This window comes from Streptomyces sp. NBC_01217, from assembly GCF_035994185.1.
Lineage (GTDB): Bacteria > Actinomycetota > Actinomycetes > Streptomycetales > Streptomycetaceae > Streptomyces.
In genome coordinates, this window is sequence record NZ_CP108538.1 from 2,881,707 (window position 1) to 2,898,283 (window position 16,577).

Annotated in this window: 15 protein-coding genes; 7 read left to right on the forward strand and 8 right to left on the reverse strand. The window is 67.6% G+C overall.

Annotation, left to right across the window (positions count from 1 at the left end; translation table 11 throughout):
• The first annotated feature begins 14 nt into the window (after window positions 1–14).
• Together OG507_RS12615 and OG507_RS12620 are read left to right on the forward strand one after the other, a co-directional pair.
• A complete protein-coding gene (locus OG507_RS12615; protein ID WP_327367287.1) occupies window positions 15–1,175 on the forward strand; it encodes an NAD-dependent epimerase/dehydratase family protein in 1,161 nt (386 codons plus the stop codon).
• A 19-nt stretch (window positions 1,176–1,194) separates the two neighbouring features.
• Complete coding sequence (locus tag OG507_RS12620) at window positions 1,195–1,947, forward strand: FkbM family methyltransferase (RefSeq protein WP_327371950.1); 753 nt, start codon at window positions 1,195–1,197, stop codon at window positions 1,945–1,947.
• A gap of 43 nt (window positions 1,948–1,990) precedes the next feature.
• Here the strand turns inward: OG507_RS12620 and OG507_RS12625 are convergent, their stop codons facing one another.
• Window positions 1,991–3,193 carry a glycosyltransferase family 4 protein gene (locus tag OG507_RS12625; RefSeq protein ID WP_327367288.1) on the reverse strand — a complete coding sequence of 401 codons (1,203 nt, stop codon included), beginning with the start codon at window positions 3,191–3,193 and terminating at the stop codon, window positions 1,991–1,993.
• Complete coding sequence (locus OG507_RS12630; RefSeq protein ID WP_327367289.1) at window positions 3,194–3,937, reverse strand: class I SAM-dependent methyltransferase; 744 nt, start codon at window positions 3,935–3,937, stop codon at window positions 3,194–3,196.
• Window positions 3,938–4,592: 655 nt separating this feature from the next.
• On the opposite strand from OG507_RS12630, the gene OG507_RS12635 reads away from it, so the two are divergent.
• Window positions 4,593–5,096 carry an acyltransferase gene (locus tag OG507_RS12635; protein ID WP_327367290.1) on the forward strand — a complete coding sequence of 168 codons (504 nt, stop codon included), beginning with the start codon at window positions 4,593–4,595 and terminating at the stop codon, window positions 5,094–5,096.
• Here the strand turns inward: OG507_RS12635 and OG507_RS12640 are convergent.
• The 4 genes from OG507_RS12640 to OG507_RS12655 all read right to left on the reverse strand — a co-directional run bounded on the left by OG507_RS12640 (window position 5,086) and on the right by OG507_RS12655 (window position 8,458).
• Window positions 5,086–6,249, reverse strand: a complete 1,164-nt coding sequence (locus OG507_RS12640) for a glycosyltransferase (protein WP_327367291.1) — start codon at window positions 6,247–6,249, stop codon at window positions 5,086–5,088. The genes OG507_RS12635 and OG507_RS12640 overlap by 11 nt on opposite strands.
• Window positions 6,250–6,585: 336 nt before the next feature.
• The gene (locus OG507_RS12645; protein ID WP_327367292.1) at window positions 6,586–7,284 is read right to left on the reverse strand and encodes a WbqC family protein; all 699 of its coding nucleotides are present in this window, start codon (window positions 7,282–7,284) and stop codon (window positions 6,586–6,588) included.
• Window positions 7,281–7,976, reverse strand: a complete 696-nt coding sequence (locus tag OG507_RS12650) for a PIG-L deacetylase family protein (protein WP_327367293.1) — start codon at window positions 7,974–7,976, stop codon at window positions 7,281–7,283. Before OG507_RS12650 ends, OG507_RS12645 begins: the two co-directional genes overlap by 4 nt.
• Window positions 7,973–8,458, reverse strand: coding sequence for a GNAT family N-acetyltransferase (locus OG507_RS12655; RefSeq protein WP_327367294.1), 486 nt, complete (start codon window positions 8,456–8,458; stop codon window positions 7,973–7,975). Before OG507_RS12655 ends, OG507_RS12650 begins: the two co-directional genes overlap by 4 nt.
• Window positions 8,459–8,716: 258 nt before the next feature.
• Here OG507_RS12655 and OG507_RS12660 point away from each other — a divergent pair, with 258 nt between their 5' ends.
• From OG507_RS12660 to OG507_RS12670, 3 genes are all read left to right on the forward strand, one after another.
• Window positions 8,717–10,051, forward strand: coding sequence for an O-antigen ligase family protein (locus OG507_RS12660; protein WP_327367295.1), 1,335 nt, complete (start codon window positions 8,717–8,719; stop codon window positions 10,049–10,051).
• 182 nt (window positions 10,052–10,233) lie between these two features.
• Window positions 10,234–11,388 (forward strand): glycosyltransferase, encoded by a 1,155-nt coding sequence (locus OG507_RS12665; RefSeq protein ID WP_327367296.1) that lies wholly within the window; start codon window positions 10,234–10,236, stop codon window positions 11,386–11,388.
• The gene (locus OG507_RS12670) at window positions 11,385–12,323 is read left to right on the forward strand and encodes an NAD-dependent epimerase/dehydratase family protein (RefSeq protein WP_327367297.1); all 939 of its coding nucleotides are present in this window, start codon (window positions 11,385–11,387) and stop codon (window positions 12,321–12,323) included. Before OG507_RS12665 ends, OG507_RS12670 begins: the two co-directional genes overlap by 4 nt.
• A 113-nt stretch (window positions 12,324–12,436) precedes the next feature.
• Here OG507_RS12670 and OG507_RS12675 read toward each other — a convergent pair whose 3' ends face one another.
• Window positions 12,437–13,921: a lipopolysaccharide biosynthesis protein gene (locus tag OG507_RS12675; protein WP_327367298.1), complete on the reverse strand. Its 1,485-nt coding sequence runs from the start codon at window positions 13,919–13,921 to the stop codon at window positions 12,437–12,439.
• 44 nt (window positions 13,922–13,965) lie between these two features.
• Complete coding sequence (locus OG507_RS12680; RefSeq protein ID WP_442810972.1) at window positions 13,966–15,252, reverse strand: nucleotide sugar dehydrogenase; 1,287 nt, start codon at window positions 15,250–15,252, stop codon at window positions 13,966–13,968.
• Between the two features lie 254 nt (window positions 15,253–15,506).
• On the opposite strand from OG507_RS12680, the gene OG507_RS12685 reads away from it, so the two are divergent.
• Window positions 15,507–16,577, forward strand: a complete 1,071-nt coding sequence (locus OG507_RS12685) for an NAD-dependent epimerase/dehydratase family protein (protein ID WP_327367300.1) — start codon at window positions 15,507–15,509, stop codon at window positions 16,575–16,577.

Here is a 16,577-nt window from a genome sequence, read left to right on the forward strand (position 1 = left end):
ATCCAAATCCAGGATTGACTGCCTCGCTCCAGCCCCGGGCACATGGCCGGAATTCTCCAGAATGTCTAAGCCGAAAATTCCCCCAAATCGGTAAAAATGGGGTGTTCAATTCACTGGTGACGGCCCGCGACTGCCCGATGCAGTGCGTGCCGTGCCGACGGAAGGAATCCGTGATGAATACGGCACATTGCATCGAACGCGCTGTCGTCACCGGGGCGGCGGGCTTCATCGGCTCACACCTCGTAGAGACCCTGCTGCAACGCGGGACCACCGTTCTCGGCGTCGACCGGCGCTCGCCCCGCGACAATGCCATGGCTGCAGAGAACCTCGAGGGGGTGATGGGACAACCTGGTTTCCGCCTGATCAAAGGCGACCTCGTCACGGACGAGATCAAGCCCTGGGTCGACGGCGCGGACACCGTGTTCCATCTTGCCGCCGTGCCGGGCGTCCGGCCGTCGTGGGGGGACGGCTTCGGCGAGTACCTCGCGTGCAACGTACTGGCGACGCAGCGGTTGCTGGATGCATGCGTGTCCTCGGGCGTATCCCGTCTTGTCCTCGCCTCCTCCTCGAGTGTGTACGGGGATGCCGTCGGCCGAGGGCCCCTGCACGAGGAGTGCGTCAGCGCTCCTCTGTCACCGTACGGCGTGACCAAGCTCGCGGCCGAACGCCTCGCTCTTGCCTACGCGCTCGCCCCGGCAAGCCCCACCAGTGTGATCGCGCTGCGTTACTTCACCGTGTACGGCCCCCGGCAGCGGCCGGACATGGCCATCGGCCGGATGCTGCGCGGGATCCTCACGGGACAACCGCTGCGGCTGTACGGGGACGGCCGCCAGCGCCGGGACTTCACCTTCGTCACGGACGCCGTCGCAGCCACCATCGCCGCGGCGACCGCGGAGGCGACCGCGGAGGCGGTCAACGTGGGCGGTGGGGACAGCGTTTCGGTGCTCGACGTGCTGAACCGGATCGCCGACATCACCGGGGCCGAGGTTCCGGTGCACGATGACACGCACCAGCCGGGCGACGTGCAGGTGACAGAAGCGGATCTTGCGAAGGCACGTGCGCTGCTTGGCTACGAGGCCTCGGTCACGCTCAACGAGGGGATCGAGCGCCAGTGGAAGTGGCTGTCCGCGCGTTCCCACGACCGTCTGCACGGCTCGACTGCCGTCACGGCGTGACACGGAGAGGGTGGACAGCATGCGCGTCTTCCTCGATGTCGGCGGGCACTACGGCGAGACCCTGGACGTCGCCCTCGACCCCCGCTGGGGCTTCGAGAAGATCTACTCATTCGAGCCGGCACAGTCCTGCCGACGCATTCTCCGGGGATTCCGCGACTCCCGGGCACACATCGTGTCGGCCGGGCTGTCCAACAGCACAGGGCAGGCGACCCTGTTCGGGACGGGTCTGCTCGGAGCGAGTGTGTATGCAGACAAGCGCGAGCTGGGCGACGGGCACGTCCGGGCGGAGACCATCGCCCTGGTACGTGCCACGGACTGGCTGCTGACGAACACGTCAGCCGACGACGAGATCTACCTCAAACTCAACTGCGAAGGCAGTGAGTGCGATGTACTCGAGGATCTCCTGGACAGCGGCGTGATCAACCGGCTGCAGAGCATCTACGTCGACTTCGACGTCCGCAAGATCCCCAGCCAGGCCCATCGGCACGCGATCGTGGAGGACAGACTGCGGCACCACCGCCAGAGCTTCGTCACCCCCGATTCCCTGACGAGTCACGGGGGCCACGGCGCGGTGCGGGAGTGGCTGAACCTGGTGAGCCCGCAGTCGCCCTCCACTGCAGGCACGGTGCGCTACCGTCTCGGACTCCACCGCCCGCCCTACATCTGGGCCACTCACGCCGCGCGGGCCGCGCTGCCGCGCCCCGTCTACGCGCTCGCAGCGCGCCGCTTCGGCGCGCACGCCCGGCAACAGGCCGGGGCCGACCGCGGCTGATCCGGCCGGGTGCGCCGCCGCCCATCCGGCCGGCGGCGCACCCTCACAGCAGCGCGTGGAGCATCTCGGCCACACGCTGGGGGGAAAATTCACTCTGCGCCCGGTGCCGCAGCCCCCGCCCCAGCTCGCACCGGTCCGCACGCGGAGCGGCCACCAGAGACCGAAGGTGCCCCGCCAGCGCGTCGAGGTCACCGACCGGCGCCACATAGGGGTAGTCGGTACCCACAACGTCCACCGAACCGCCTGCATCGGTCGTCACCACCGGTGTGCCGGAGGCCATCGCCTCGAGCAGCACCCGCGGGAAGCCCTCCTCGTAGCTCGGCATGACAACGGCGTCCGCCGCCGCGTACAGCCGGGGCAGATCGTGATTGGGAACGGGGCCCAGCAGCTGCATGCGTCCGCGCCTCGCCGGGTTGGCCGCCTCGCGTTCCAGGCGGGGTCGCTCCGGGCCGCCCCCGGCGACCACAAGCCGGACCCGGAGGCCGGAGTCGCGGACCTGCGGGGCAGAAGCGACCGCGTCCAACAGGGGTGCGAGGAGGGTGACTCCCTTGCGATACGACAGCCGGTGCACGAAGAGCACGACGAACTCGTCGTCGCCCCAGCCGAGCTGTGTCCGTGCCGCGTCGAGTGCCTCCCCGTCCAGGGGGGCGAAGCGCCCGGCGTCGACGTCGTTGTAGAGCAGCCGCATCCTGTGCCTCGGCACGCCCCACAGCCCGGCCATCAGCGGCACCATGGTCTCCGGGCCGGTCACCAGGCAGTGCACGAGCCGCGCCGTGATCATGTTGAGGAACTCGCGGGCCCTGAGCCGCAAGGTCCTGGGCTGTTCCGGCCCCCGCACGTCGGGCAGGCCACTGCGCCAGAGCAGGATGCGGTGGCGGTACAGCGGGTAGGTCAGGATCAGCACGATCACGAAGAGGGTGGAGTACCGCAGGAAGTAGGTCCGGTAGCCGGCGCGGGACAGGCGATGGACCGTGAGCGCGGTACCCAGCATCCGGCCGATCCGGCTCCGGCCGGGCACGCGCATCAGGAGGCGGACCCCGGCAAGTCGTGCCGGCGGGTTGCCGCGTTCCACAGCGGCCGCGACGTCGACGCGCTTGCCAAGGGCTGCCAGTAACGCCGGAATGTGGGCGAAGTGTTCGGACTCGTCCTCGGACAGATGGGGCACGACATAGACGAGCCGCGGACGTGAACCGGGCTCGGCGGAGTCCGTGTCTCTGTGTGTCCTGCCGCGCATCACATCGACCATCTAGCCCACCTGCTGGAGTTGTTCAGCGCGCCGCTGTGGAACGCTCGGCAGCCGCACCGCACCGGTGATCTTCCTGGAGTCGAACAGGAAGACCGGGCTTTGACGGCGACTCCCGCAGAAGTCCAGGAACGCTCTGCTGCAGTTGACGTCGTCGCTGGCGAAGACACCGCCCTCGGTCATTCTGGGCCAGGCCTGCCCGTACTCGAACAGTTGCGGAAGATACAGATGGTCGCTGTCGTGGAAGAACAGATCGATCCGTCCGACGCGCTCCAGAGCTCCGAGGAAGGACGACTCGGGCTCCTCACGGTCGAGGATCTCCAGCCGCCACTGCGGATGTTCGCCGACCAACCGGCCGGCGGTGTGGTTGATGTCGAAGCTGTGCAGCAGTCCTGAGCCGTTGCGCTCCAGTGCGGCGAGGATCAGCCATGAGGATCGGCCGTCGGCCACGCCGGTCTCCACCACCGACTGAGGCTTGAGCAGTCGGCTGAGTCCGTACAGCACCGCACTGGTCTCCTCCTCCACGCCGTGAGTGCGGGGGTAGATGAGCTCCGTGGCGGCGTAGCGAGCAGCCAGTTCCTCGGTGACCTCCTGATACTCGTCCAGCACGCGCTCAACGTCGGTCGCTTCCCAGCCGAGCTCCCCGAGAAAATCCGCTGCGGACGTGGTCAGCTGCCCACCGGAGCGGGTGAAGTCCATGACGCTCGGCTCGGTGTACCTCCGGATGCCGGTTCCCAGGGCACGCATGGCAGCGTATCCACCCAAAACCGACATCACAGGCCCCACCCCGGAGTGCCTGGCCCAACGACGAACCTTCGACACTCGGCTCATTGATGCCTCCTCGATCTGTCTGCCTATTGACGTCGCCTCAGATGTACCGCTCCACATTAGGACATATCGTGCGCCACATTCGGGAAGCCCGTTAGGGCCCTGTCGCATCCGACCGATTCAACAGGTCGCAAATCACATTGATGAGGCCCTGCATGGGTGAACTTCACCGAAACGCCGATACGCGCGGATCGGGTCGGCGGAGCTCCTTGCCAATCTGATCCGGGTCGTGCTCCTGCGTCGACTCGGTCCACCAAGGCGTCGGTGCCATATAGTTCATGCCGTGACTTTCTCTCCACCGATTCCGCGATTCCGTTCGACTCCCGTGAATCTCGAATCCACAGTCACTTCAGAAAAGTCATGGACGGAAATTCCACCTGGCCGCCGCACCTGCTGGACGCGATCAGCTTTCTGGCTTTTCGGCAGGATCACGACATGCCGGCAGCCTGGAAAGCGCGGTCAGCATGTCAAGGCAGCGACTGACACCATCTGAGAGGAAGCAGCGGGCCGTGGCGTTCGACAAGGGGCTGGTGCCATGAGGTGGCTACGGGCGTGTGCCAACATCCCCCCTCGGTTGCGCGGTACACGCATCGGAACCGGGTCGTACGTCTCGCCGCGGGCAGTGCTCCAGGAGCATGCCCGCATCGCCATCGGTAAGCGGACTCTCGTCGGCCGCCTCGTGGAGCTGGTCCCACAGGGCGGTTCCATCACAATCGGCAACGATTGCTCACTGAACAACCACGTCGTCCTCTACGGCGCCGGCGGGATCACCGTAGGGGACGGGTGCCGCATCGCGACCGGTGTCGTCATCGTCGCCTTCAACCACGGACACGACGACCTCGCCCTCCCCATCCGCCACCAGTCGATCACAGCCCGAGGCGTCCTCGTCGAGGACGAAGTCTGGATCGGGGCTCGCTCGATCCTGCTGGACGGGGTGACCATCGGGTCGGGCAGCGTGATCGGAGCGGGGTCGGTCGTCACGCGCGACGTCCCCGAGCACGCAATCGTGGCCGGCAACCCCGCGCGCGTGCTGCGCCGCCGCGGCGCGTCACAGCGCACGGCGGTCGCTACTCCGTAGCCCGGGCCGTGACACGGCGGTAGAGGCCGGCGAGTTCCTCGAGGTTGGCGGCGAAGGCGTGGACCGCGAGGACTTCACGGCGTACGGCGGCCAGGTCCTCGGGCCGGGGCGGGGACGCCGCCACCCGGCGCAGGCCCTCGGCGAGTGACCCGGCGTCAGGGCGGACCAGCGCGATGCCGGGCCAGCCGGACACGGCAGCCGGAATACCCCCGACACGGGTCGCCACGACGGGAACGGCCACAGACGCCGCCTCCAACAGGGTTCTCGGCAGCCCTTCGTCCCTCGACGAGATGACGAAGAGGTCGGCGCGCGCGTACTCCTTCCGCACGTCGTCGACACCACAAGCCCCAAGGAACGTGACCCTGCCCGCGAGACCGAGTCGTTCGGCAAGGGCCACGAGCCTCGCCTTCTCAGGACCGTCGCCGACGATGCGCAGCCGTGCCGTCGGAACCGTCTCGACAAGCGTGGCCAGCGCCGTAAGGAGGATGTCGTATCCCTTGGACGGCACGAGCCGCCCGACCGCGAGGAGGGAAAGACCGGGTCCGGCCAGCGGCGGGCCGGTACGGACCGGCGGGTTCTCCCAGACCGGCTGGAGGCGCGGCGGCACAAGAGCGGAGGGGATGCCGCGCCGCGACAACGCGTCGACCATCGACTGGGCCACCACTCTGCGCTCAGTGGCTCGGCGGGCGAACGTAAGGACGGCCCGCGCGAGGACGGCCCTCCGCCAGCGGCCGAGGGAGGCGACCGGCAGGCCGAGGTAGTCGCCGTGGACGTCCATCAGCCAGGGGCGCCTGACGACCAGTGACACGACCCATGCCGCCAGCCAGCCCCAGGGCTCTGCCCCGTTGAGGACGACGGTCTCGCCCCTGCGGGCGGCCGCCCGCGCGAGGCGCACCCCGAGACGCACCGATCGGGCCACCCAGAGCAGGGACTGCAGCCCCGGGCGGCGCGGGTGCCGTACCACGTGCATCGAACCGCGGTCACACCCCAGGTGCGGGCCCGCCCAGATGCACCAGGCGTGACCGAGCCGGTCGGCCAGCGCGTTCCACGATCGGAAGTCGGCGGAGTCCTCAAGGTCGGGCTGCCGGTGGCCCGAGATGGTCACGACGGTGATGCGCTGTCGTTCCATGGGGACGGCGGAGTGGGTGGTCATCACACCTCCTGGATCCGGTAGCGGGTCGGCAGGGGCAAAAGGTCCTCCGGTGCCGGCCGTGCCCACGCGTGGCCCTCTGGCCCGGCGAGCTCGGCAGCCCTGTAGTGGCCCCGAGCAGAGCGGTGCGGCGCGGCCGTCGGAGCACGTTCATCGGCCGTCGTCGACAGGTCGAAGGCGGGCCCGCCCAGATGCACCGGACGCGGCCCGGCGGTCGTCCAGCGCGTTCCAGCTGTGGACGTCCGCAAAGTTGTCGACGTTCGCCCGGCGGCACCCCGGGATCGTCACAGCGGTGAGCCCGGGCCGCGTCAGGTCCGTGGCGACGGGCATGCGTGGCGGTCATGAGGCACTGAGGTGGTAGCCGGACAGCAGCGGCGACAGCTCGGCGGGGGCGAGCCGCGACCAGGCATCGACGGCCGACAGACACGGTACGAAGGGATCGCAGCCCTGAGCGTACGTCGGATGGTCGAAGTTGAAGAACCGTACCGTGATCCCGTGCTCGGCGAAGGCGTCAAGGTCCAGGTAGTCGCGCCCTGAGGGCCCCGCGAGGTACTCGTCGGCGCCTACCGCCCGGCACAGGTTGACGATCAGCTCGGACTTGGTTCCGGTGGCGCCGAGTTCGGAGGAACGGACCGTCGGCACCTTGACGTCGAACTGCGCCAGCAGCCAATCTGCAACGTCGAGATTGAGGTCGGCCAGCAAGCCGCCGGGCGCTGCCGAATCGATCACGGACAGCAGGTCTCCGATACGGTCCGTGCCCGGGGTCCCGGACGCCGCCTGGATCAGGCGTCCGCGGTAGCGCCGCCGCCAGGAGGGCAACTCGCAGATCCGCACATCACAGATCCGCGTGCCGAACGGGGCAGTCACCGGAACGGTCAGCCAGGTGGGCCGGCCGTCCAGCAGGACCCGGTTGCGGTTTTGGAAGTAGTTCTTCCGGTACGGCACCGAGTCGAGAACGATCCACAGGTCCGACGCGGCGACCTTGCTCAGGAGGCCGAGCCACGGCAGGTGTTCGGGCTGGTGGACGGTGACCCTCATACCAGCACGCCCTCCAGCCGGGACACCTCGAACGCCTCGCCGTACCGGGCTCGCATCTCGTAACCGCGGTACCGGGAGCGGGCCTCGACGCCTTCGATCCACTGCTCGCCGTACTTGGCGTACTCCGACCGGTGTTGCCGCAGGGCCTGCAGCTTCTTCTCGATGGTTTCGTCAATGTTCATGTAGAGCTGCGGGCGGAAGCCGACATAGCTGCGGCCCGACGGGGTGATGGGCTCGTACATGACGACGGAGTTGTAGTACCGGCCTGCCGCGATGGTCGCGAGTGCTGTGTTGGCATGAGACCGATGGGTATCGAACGGCCAGTGCGTGAAGATCATCGTCGGACGGAACTCATCGACGACCTTGTTGATCGACTCCACGACGGTCGAGTGGTTTTCCACGTCCTTGGCTGGGAACGACAGAACGTCGATCTCCTTGACGCCGAGCGTCGCGGCGGCTTCCCGGCCCTCCGCCACCGCCACGCCGGCATCGCGGAAGTGGCTCCCGTCGTAGCTGGTGTAGTCCGATGGGCTCATCACCAGAAAGCGCACCTGTGCTCCCGCCTCGACGAGGCGGGCGGCGGTCCCTCCGGCCGCCAGCTCGATGTCGTCGAGATGAGCCCCCACGAACAGACTGCGCTCGAACATCGGGTTGCTGCAGAACATTACGTCTTCCTCTCGGGAAGTGGTCACCGATGGAATGGTGTGCCAGTCGCCAGGGACAACTTGCCCTCCGGCGTGGTGCCGGTGACGCGAAAGCCCGCACGTGCGTAGACAGCAAGCGCCGACTGGTTGTGGGGGTCGCAGATGAGGGTGACGACGCCGGACGCCCGCGCCAGAAGGAGCGCCAGCAGCCGAGAGGCGATGCCGAGGCCCTGGTGGCGAGGGTCGGTGGCCACGCGGTGAATGTGCGCGCCGTCGGGACATCGGGAGGCAATCAGGAATCCGATCGGTTTCCCCGATGCCATCGCAACGAGACTCAGCTCCCGCTTTCCGGGTAGGTCTCGGGCGAAATTCTCGACTCGCCACGGACCGGTGTCGTAGTGGCTGCTTGCCCGGTGCACGCGCTGCTCCAACTCGACGAGCGCGCCCAGCAGTTCATCCGCGACATCGCCGAGGCGATGCAGCTCATGGACGGACTGCCGGATGGCAGCCGTCCTCGTCATGCTGTGCATCCAAGGCCCCCGAGGTCGCCGCTTTGGCACGAGCGTCGCAGGGTGGAGGCAGGAGGAGGCGTCGGCGGGCCGATCCGGGCACATCAGTACACTCCGACGGCGTACTGGGGACGCGGGCTCCCGCGTGCCGTATACACAGTTCCGCGCCGCGCCGCCACACTCGGCCCGGTGACATTGCCGAGGACGCACCCGAAGCTGCCCTTCCGACAGGAAAGAGAGCAGGAGCCGCGGACCCTGTCCTGGCGAACCGTGCTGCTCATGGTCGGCGCCGCAATTTCCGTGCCGGTGACCAGCGCGCTTCAGAGCACGCACACGTACCGGGGCCCCGGTGCACCAACGGCCGTCCCCGACGGGGCTTCGCTGGCGAACGTCATGGGCTCGGCATGGCCGGTGGCGGCGACGTTGGTGACCCTGACCACGCTCGGGATGGTCCTGCCGCCCGCACTTCTACTGACCGGCGCCATCGTGTTGAGCCATGGGCTCGGAATCGCCGCTCTGCAAGCCCCGCTCGCGGGTCCGCTGCTCATCAGCGACGTGCTGTTGCTCATCCACCTGCTGCGTGTTGTCGCACAGCGACGTACAACAGCGGTACGCAGCGGATGGGTCAGCCTGTGGCTCGCACTGTTCCTGGCCTGGTCCTTCCTGGCCACGCTTTTCGCAGGCATGACCGTCACACCGTTGCTCCGGATCGCCGTCTACTGTGCGGTGTTTCTTCTCCTGTCACGCCGGGGGACGGATCGGAGGCTCGTCTACCTCGGCGTACTGTGCTACGCCCTCACCAACCTTGTCGGCGGGGTGCTGGAAGGGCAGCCGCGGCTCGTCGGGATGGACATCGGCGACCCATTTCAGACCGGCGCGCTTCTGCTGGCCGCGCTGTGTCCGCTACTCACCTCCGAACTGCGGTTCAGGGGAGGGCGGTTCGTCGGCGCGGTACTCCTTTGCGGGATCTTCCTGACGCAGACACGCAGCGTGTGGTTCGCCACCGTCGTCGTGCTTGTCGTCTGGGCGCAAAAGAAGCTTTCAGCGGCCAGGATCGTCACTATTCTCGCAGGCCTCGGGCTGGCAGGGCTGCAGATGGTCGACCTGGTCACACAGTGGTTGGACCTCAACACCTTCAGCGCGGTTCTCCGTAGGCAGAGCGTCATCAACGGAATCAGCTCCGGCCTGAAGAATCCCGCCTTCGGGAGCGGATGGGGCCACGTGTCGTCAATGGTCCATTTTCAGGGCTGGAACGCAATCCGGCAGGTCATGCCGTACAACCTGTTCGTCTATGTTTTTGCCTCGGTAGGTCTGCCCGCGCTGCTGGCGCTCGTGTTGTTCCTGGGAGAGCTGCTCCGGCGTCTGGCATGCCGACGGGGGGCGCCTTTGCTGTTCACCGTCGCCATGCTCTCCATGTCCTTGACGGAGATGACCCTGTACGCGGGGTCGATGCAGACGCTGCTTTTCTTCGTCTACGCGGGCATGGGGCTCGGCCCGGCATGGGGAGAGCGCCAAGATGCGGACCCGAAGCAACTCGAACCGGTGACCGAGCTCAGGAACATCAGGCCGAGAGAGCACCGCGCGAAGGCCGACGTCATGCGGTGTACGCCGTAGGTGTGCCCCTCTCGCGGCAGATGGCACGTCGTCAGCGTCACGTCGGCCAAACAGGTAAGTATGGGTCACATCCTGAGTTTTGTGTCAGTGCCCGCCCCAGCGGTTGGCCAGTAACGCGGTGAGGCTGAATGGTGATTCCCCGAGATCGAGCCACCGATGCCGCACCTTCCCGCATCCGAGTGATGAGGGTCATCGCCCGTATGAACGTGGGCGGTCCGGCCCTGCAGGTCTCCACGCTGATGCGCGGGCTCGACAGCGCACTGTTCGATCACCGGCTGTACGCGGGGTTCGTGGGCCCGGACGAGGCCGACTACGTGGATCAGCGGGCTCCGGATGTTCAGGTCTGCCGGGTTCCCGCCCTGGGCCGGGCCGTGCGGCCCACCGACGACCTGCGCGCCCTGTCAGAACTGACCGCCGCCATGCGCCGCTTCCGTCCGCACATCGTGCACACGCACACCGCCAAGGCGGGAGCACTCGGACGTACGGCGGCCGTGCTCGCGCGGGTACCGGTACGCGTGCACACGTTCCACGGCCACCTCCTGCAGGGCTACTTCTCACCGGCGAAGACCCGGCTGGTGGTGCAGGCCGAGCGCAGCCTGGCCTCTTTCACCGACCGCCTGGTGGCGGTAGGACGCAGCGTCCGCGACGACCTCCTGGCCGCCGGCATCGGCCGGCCCGACCAATACGCCGTAGTGCCGCCCGGCACCAGGCCGGCCGCATCGCCGGGCCGCTCGGAGGCGCGCAAGCAACTCGGCATCCCCGAGGACAGCCTCGTCGTTGCCTATGTGGGGCGAGTGACCAGGATCAAGCGGCCCGATCGGTTCCTGTCGGTGGTCCGGGAGGTACGTCGCGCCGTTCCGACCGCTCAATTCCTGGTGTGCGGGGACGGAGACCTGTGCGGCGATCTGGAAGCAGCGGCCGATGCGCGCGACTCGCTCCACCTGCTGGGCTGGCGCGCCGATGTGGAGACCGTCTACGCCGCCGCGGACCTGGTGCTGCTCACCTCGGACAACGAGGGCATGCCGGTCAGCCTCATCGAAGCGGGAATGGCCGGGGTGCCGGCCGTGGCCACAAACGTGGGCAGCGTGGCGGAGGTGGTCCGGGACGGGCAGACCGGGCTACTGGCCCGGCCCGACGCCGGTGCGCTCACCCGCCACACCGTCAGGATTCTCCGCGACGGCCGGCTCCGCCGCCGGATGGGAGAGCAGGCCCGCGCCTGGACATCACAGCAGTTCGGGGCTGAGCGCCTCGTGCAGGACACCCACGACCTTTATACCTCCATCGCCGTCGCACGCGGCTGGTGGCCGGCAGCCCTACCGAAAGGTGCGAACCGTTGAACGTCGTAGTGACCGGAGGCGCCGGATTCATCGGGGCGAACCTGTGCCGTGAACTGGCCTCCCGCCCTTCCGTCGGCAAGGTCATCGCCCTGGACGACCTGAGTACCGGTACGGCGGCCAATATCGCCGGCACGGACGTGGAACTGGTCGAGGGCAGCATCCTCGACCGCGACCTGCTCGAGGATGTGCTGGCCGGGGCGGACGCAGTGGTCCATCTGGCCGCGCGGCCGTCCGTGCCGCGTTCCCTGGCAGATCCGTTCGCGAGCCACGAAGTTAACGCCACCGGAACCATGTGCGTTCTGGAAGCATGCCGCCGCAGGAACACCCACCTGGTCGCCGCGTCCTCGTCGTCGGTGTACGGCTCGGTCACCGACCTGCCCAAACACGAGGGTCTGCCGACCCGCCCGCTCAGCCCGTACGCCGCCAGCAAGCTTGCGGCCGAGTCCTACGTGCTCGCCTACGGACCGGCTTTCGGCCTCCCGGCCCTTGCCTTCCGCTTCTTCAACGTCTACGGCCCGCTGCAGCCTGCCGGACACGCCTATGCCGCGGTCGTTCCGTCCTTCATCGATGCGGCGCTGCGCGGAGAGCCGTTGACGGTCTTCGGCGACGGCCACCAGACCCGCGACTTCACCTACGTCGGAACGGTCGCCCGGGTGCTCGCCGACGCCGTCCTGCAGAAGGTGACGTGCGCGAGCCCGGTCAACCTGGCCTTCGGTAGCCGGGTCAGCGTCCTGGAGCTCGCCCATCACCTCGCCAAATCACTGGAGTTGGCGGTCGAGATCCGCCACGTGGAGCCCCGCCGCGGCGATGTGCGGGACTCCCAAGCCGACGACGGGGTGCTGCGCAGCCTCTTCACGAATCTCACGGCGGTTCCGCTGGAGACGGGACTGGCCGAGACGGTCCAGTGGTTCCGTTCCCTGCCGGCGTACGCGTAGCAGATCGGCATGCGGCACCGCGGGCGGGATGCCGGCGGAGGCGTCCCGGACCGAAACCCACCGGCAGCGACGACGATCCTGCGAACGGGCGATGATGCCGCTACGTCACGGCGTCATCGCCCTTGCCGCTGGGCGGGCGGACGACCACCGTGGTCTCTGCCGTGGGCTTTCTGCCACCTGGACGGGGGGCCACTTGCCCACCGGCCCGGCTCGGTTGGGGCATTCGGATCGGACATCGACCGGGTGAGGTACCACAGCACGACGAACCAAGCGGCCGTGCTGAGTGACAGGAGACCGAGCAACCCCCATGCCCAGGCCAGCGTCCTGCACGACGCACCGGCGCAGATCTGAATGACGGCGACCAGCATCCCGAGCTGACAGACAGCCTCTGCGGTGAGAAAGACCAACCTGACACCCGGGAACCCCAGAGCCGAGGGCAGAACCTTGGACCAGATCACCGTGCCGCGCAACGCGGCACCCGCCAGCATCACCACTGCCGCCGTGGACACGATGGTGTACTCGGGGCCGTACACCAGGCGAACGAGAAGGCTGAGGAGACAAGCCCCGACCGCCACCGCGACCAGTCCGATCCCTCCGGTCAGAGCGCTGCAGCGGAGGACGTCGCGCATCACCGCCTCACGTCGCCCATGGGCTCCGGACCGTGCCAGGCGCGGGTAGAGCTGTGATGCCACGGGGTTGATGAAGCTCGAGAAGACTCGGCCCGCGGCCGCGGCGACTTTCAGGTAGGTCACAAGGGCTGGGCCGCCGAGCAGTCCGGCAACAAGGGAGACGCCGCTGTCCGAGGCCAGGGAGACGGACGTGGTCGCCGAACTCTTCACCAGGAAGGGCACCAGCCCCCGGGGCATGGAAACGGGGCCGTCGGTGGCTGGACCACACGCCCGGTACACCTCTCGACAGGCGACCACCGTGAGCGCCACCGTGGACACCAGGCCGGTGATCACGGTTGCCACCAGGTAGCCAACGGTGCCGGCGGTCAGCAGTGCTGTCAGCGTCACAAGGCACCCGAACACGGCCAGCTTCAAGCGGATCACTCCGATCCGCGAGAGTTGGTCGGCAATCGCGAAACCGGCCGAGGCGCTGCCCGAAGGCGTGGCCGCTCCCGCCGCCAGCACGGCCGGCACCAGCAGTGAAAGCCGTTCGGCGGAAATCCATCCCATGGCCGCAGCCGCCAGCGCGACAAACACACCCACGACCGTGGCCAGCAGCCCGGCTGCCATGTCCAGTTGGAGAAGTCGGCGGTACAGCCGGGTTCCGTGGCCGGTGCCACGACGTTGTTCCATGGGGACGAACCGCTGCTGCGCGTCTTCGAACCGGGGATCCCACAGCAGAAACCAGACCGATGCCATGGACTGGGTCAACAGCACCTCGCCCGCCTCGGTACTGCCGACGAGCCGGACCAGCGTAGCGGTGGTGGCGAGCGACAGCGCCGCCTCGACCTGGCCGGCGACGGTGAGCGAGCAGAAGGTGCTCAGATGCCCCTGCCAGCGCCGGTGCCCCCAGCGCTTCGCCGGCGACGTGCCGTCGGTCTCGGCGCCCGTGCCATCCGGCAGGACCCCCGTTGACGATGTACCGCTCACCTGGCGCTGCACCTCCTTGTCACTTGGGCAGGGCGCGGACGCGGTCAGAGCACCTCCACCCGCTCCCCCCGGCAGCGATTGCGAGTGTCCAGAACGTAGGCCCCAGCCTCTTCGACGAGCGCGTAATCGAAGGCATCGTGGTCGGTCGCCACCACGACCACGTCGGCCGCCCGGATCTCCGCCTCGGTGAGTTCCACCCGCGTGATCTCCGGGGGAACGAGATACGAGTCGGTATGGGGCTCCGCCACGACGAGCCGGGCGCCGAGGCCGAGCAGCGACCGGGCGAGGACGAGGGCCGGCGACTCGCGGATGTCGCCGGTGTTCTTCTTGTAGGCCAAGCCGAGTTGCAGTACGCGCGAGCCCTTGACCGACTTGCCGCGTTCGTTCAGGCCGCGGGTGATCCGCCCGAGCACATGGGCGGGCATGTGATCGTTGATCTCATTGGCCAGGGTGATGAATCGCAGGTCCTGTCTCAGCAACCTCTTGACCTGCCACGAGAGATACGAGGGGTCGACCGGCAGACAGTGTCCGCCTACTCCCGGACCAGGTCTGAACGGCATGAACCCGAACGGCTTGGTACTGGCGGCTTCGACGGCCTCCCAGATGTCAGCCCCCAACTGCCGTGCAACCATGGCCAATTCATTGACCATCGCGATGTTGACGTGTCGGTAGGTGTTCTCGAGCAGCTTGGTCAACTCGGCGGTCCGGCAGGAGTTCACGGGCACTGTGCGCTCCACGATGTCGCCGTAGAAACGCTCGATACTGCGCAGCGACGCTTCGTCGATGCCGGAGATCACCTTGGGTGTGTTCTCCAGGTGCCAGTCGGGGTTCCCGGGGTCGATACGCTCGGGGCTGTAGCCGAGGTGGAAGTCCGCGCCTGCCTTCAACCCGCTGCCCGACTCCAACAGCGGGCGCAGCAGGCTCTCGGTCGTCCCGGGATACGTGGTGGATTCCAGGACCACGGTGGCGCCGGGTGTGATGCGCGGGGCGATACTCCGGCCGGCGCACTCCACGAAACTCAGGTCGGGTACGGCCTCACGCAGCGGGGTCGGCACAGTGATGACGCATACGTCGAATCCGTCGATCACGTCGTAATCGGTGGTGCCGCGGAAGCGTCCGCTGTCCACGGCGGCCATGAGGCGCGCGTCGTCGACGCCTTCGATGTAGGAGTCGCAGGCGCTCAGGCGCTTGACGCGCAATTCGTCGGTGTCCACGCCGACGACCGAATACCCCGCTTCCACCGCCCGCACGGCCATGGGAAGGCCCACGTATCCCAGACCCACGACGATCAGCCTTCGACCGTCCGCGTCACTGTTCTGACGCAAGCTCATCACTCCGTAATCGCGGGGAAGTCGGCATATGCCGAGCCCATTTACGCACGCGAAGCCGCTCCGATCAGAACCTGTGGACTGTGTCCGACCGGCATCACCCTGATTCCGTAACGGACAGACGCGCCGAAGCGGGCCACCATCAGATGACGGGGTTTCAATTTCCGCTATTCATCGCATAGGTCATCGTTGGCTCGGCAATGTGAACGAGCTCTGCGGAACCGAGAACCCCACCACCCGAACCGGAGACGCCGCGCATGGATCGTTGTTCGAAGTACCTGGTCACCGGCGGAGCCGGCTTCATTGGCTCCCACCTCGTGGACACATTGCTGGCCGCCGGACACAGCGTGGTTGTCCTCGACAACCTCACCACCGGCAGGCAGGAGAACCTCGCCCAGGCAGAAGCGAACCCGTGTTTCCGATTCATTCACGGCTCCGTGCTGGATGCGCCGCTCGTGGACGAGTTGGTTCAGGAATGCGATAGCGTCATCCATTTGGCTGCCGCCGTCGGGGTCAAACTCATCGTCGAGCAACCGTTGAGTTCGTTCATCACGAACACGAAGGGCACCGAGACGGTCATCCAGTCCGCGCTGCGTCACGATCGCAGGGTTCTGATCGCCAGCACTTCGGAGATCTATGGAAAGAATTCCTCCGGACCGCTGAGCGAGACCTCCGACCGTATCCTGGGCAGCCCTTCAGTGGCCCGGTGGTCGTACAGCACAGCCAAGGCAGTTGACGAGATCATGGCTTGCCTCTACCACCGGGAGCGAGGGCTGAGATCGACCGTGGTCCGGTTCTTCAACACCGTGGGCCCCCGCCAGAGCCCGGCGTACGGAATGGTCATCCCGCGATTCGCCCAGCAGGCGGTGCGCGGGGAGCCCCTCACGATCCATGCGGACGGCCGCCAGAGGCGCTGCTTCCTGCATGTCGCCGACGCCGTCGCCGCGCTGTTGCTCCTGCTGGATCATCCGGGGACGGAAGGCGAGACCTTCAACATCGGCGCGGACAACGAGATCAGCATCCGCGAGCTCGCCGACCGGATCATCGCTCAGACCGGAAGCGTCTCACACGTTGAGCATCTGTCCTACGCCGAGGCATACGGACCGGGCTTCGAGGACATGGAACGAAGAGTCCCCGACACCACGAAGCTCCGCACCCTGACGGGCTGGCGGCCCCGGCACAGCCTCACCGATGTACTAGCGGACGCGATCGCGGACGCCCGTGCCGAATGGCGCACCGACCTGCCGGCACATGGCCCGGGCACCCCGGAGCAACGTCCCCCCGTCACCAGCGGGCCCGTTGCCGAAACCGCTCTGGCGCGAAGGTGA

Coding starts and splice junctions, on each gene's coding strand:
- OG507_RS12620 (WP_327371950.1), top strand. CDS start 1,195: ATGCGCGTCTTCCTCGATGTCGGCGGGCACTACGGCGAGACCCTGGAC.
- OG507_RS12625 (WP_327367288.1), bottom strand. CDS start 3,193: ATGGTCGATGTGATGCGCGGCAGGACACACAGAGACACGGACTCCGCC.
- OG507_RS12630 (WP_327367289.1), bottom strand. CDS start 3,937: ATGCGTGCCCTGGGAACCGGCATCCGGAGGTACACCGAGCCGAGCGTC.
- OG507_RS12640 (WP_327367291.1), bottom strand. CDS start 6,249: ATGACCACCCACTCCGCCGTCCCCATGGAACGACAGCGCATCACCGTC.
- OG507_RS12645 (WP_327367292.1), bottom strand. CDS start 7,284: ATGAGGGTCACCGTCCACCAGCCCGAACACCTGCCGTGGCTCGGCCTC.
- OG507_RS12655 (WP_327367294.1), bottom strand. CDS start 8,458: ATGCACAGCATGACGAGGACGGCTGCCATCCGGCAGTCCGTCCATGAG.
- OG507_RS12660 (WP_327367295.1), top strand. CDS start 8,717: ATGGTCGGCGCCGCAATTTCCGTGCCGGTGACCAGCGCGCTTCAGAGC.
- OG507_RS12665 (WP_327367296.1), top strand. CDS start 10,234: ATGAGGGTCATCGCCCGTATGAACGTGGGCGGTCCGGCCCTGCAGGTC.
- OG507_RS12680 (WP_442810972.1), bottom strand. CDS start 15,252: ATGAGCTTGCGTCAGAACAGTGACGCGGACGGTCGAAGGCTGATCGTC.
- OG507_RS12685 (WP_327367300.1), top strand. CDS start 15,507: ATGGATCGTTGTTCGAAGTACCTGGTCACCGGCGGAGCCGGCTTCATT.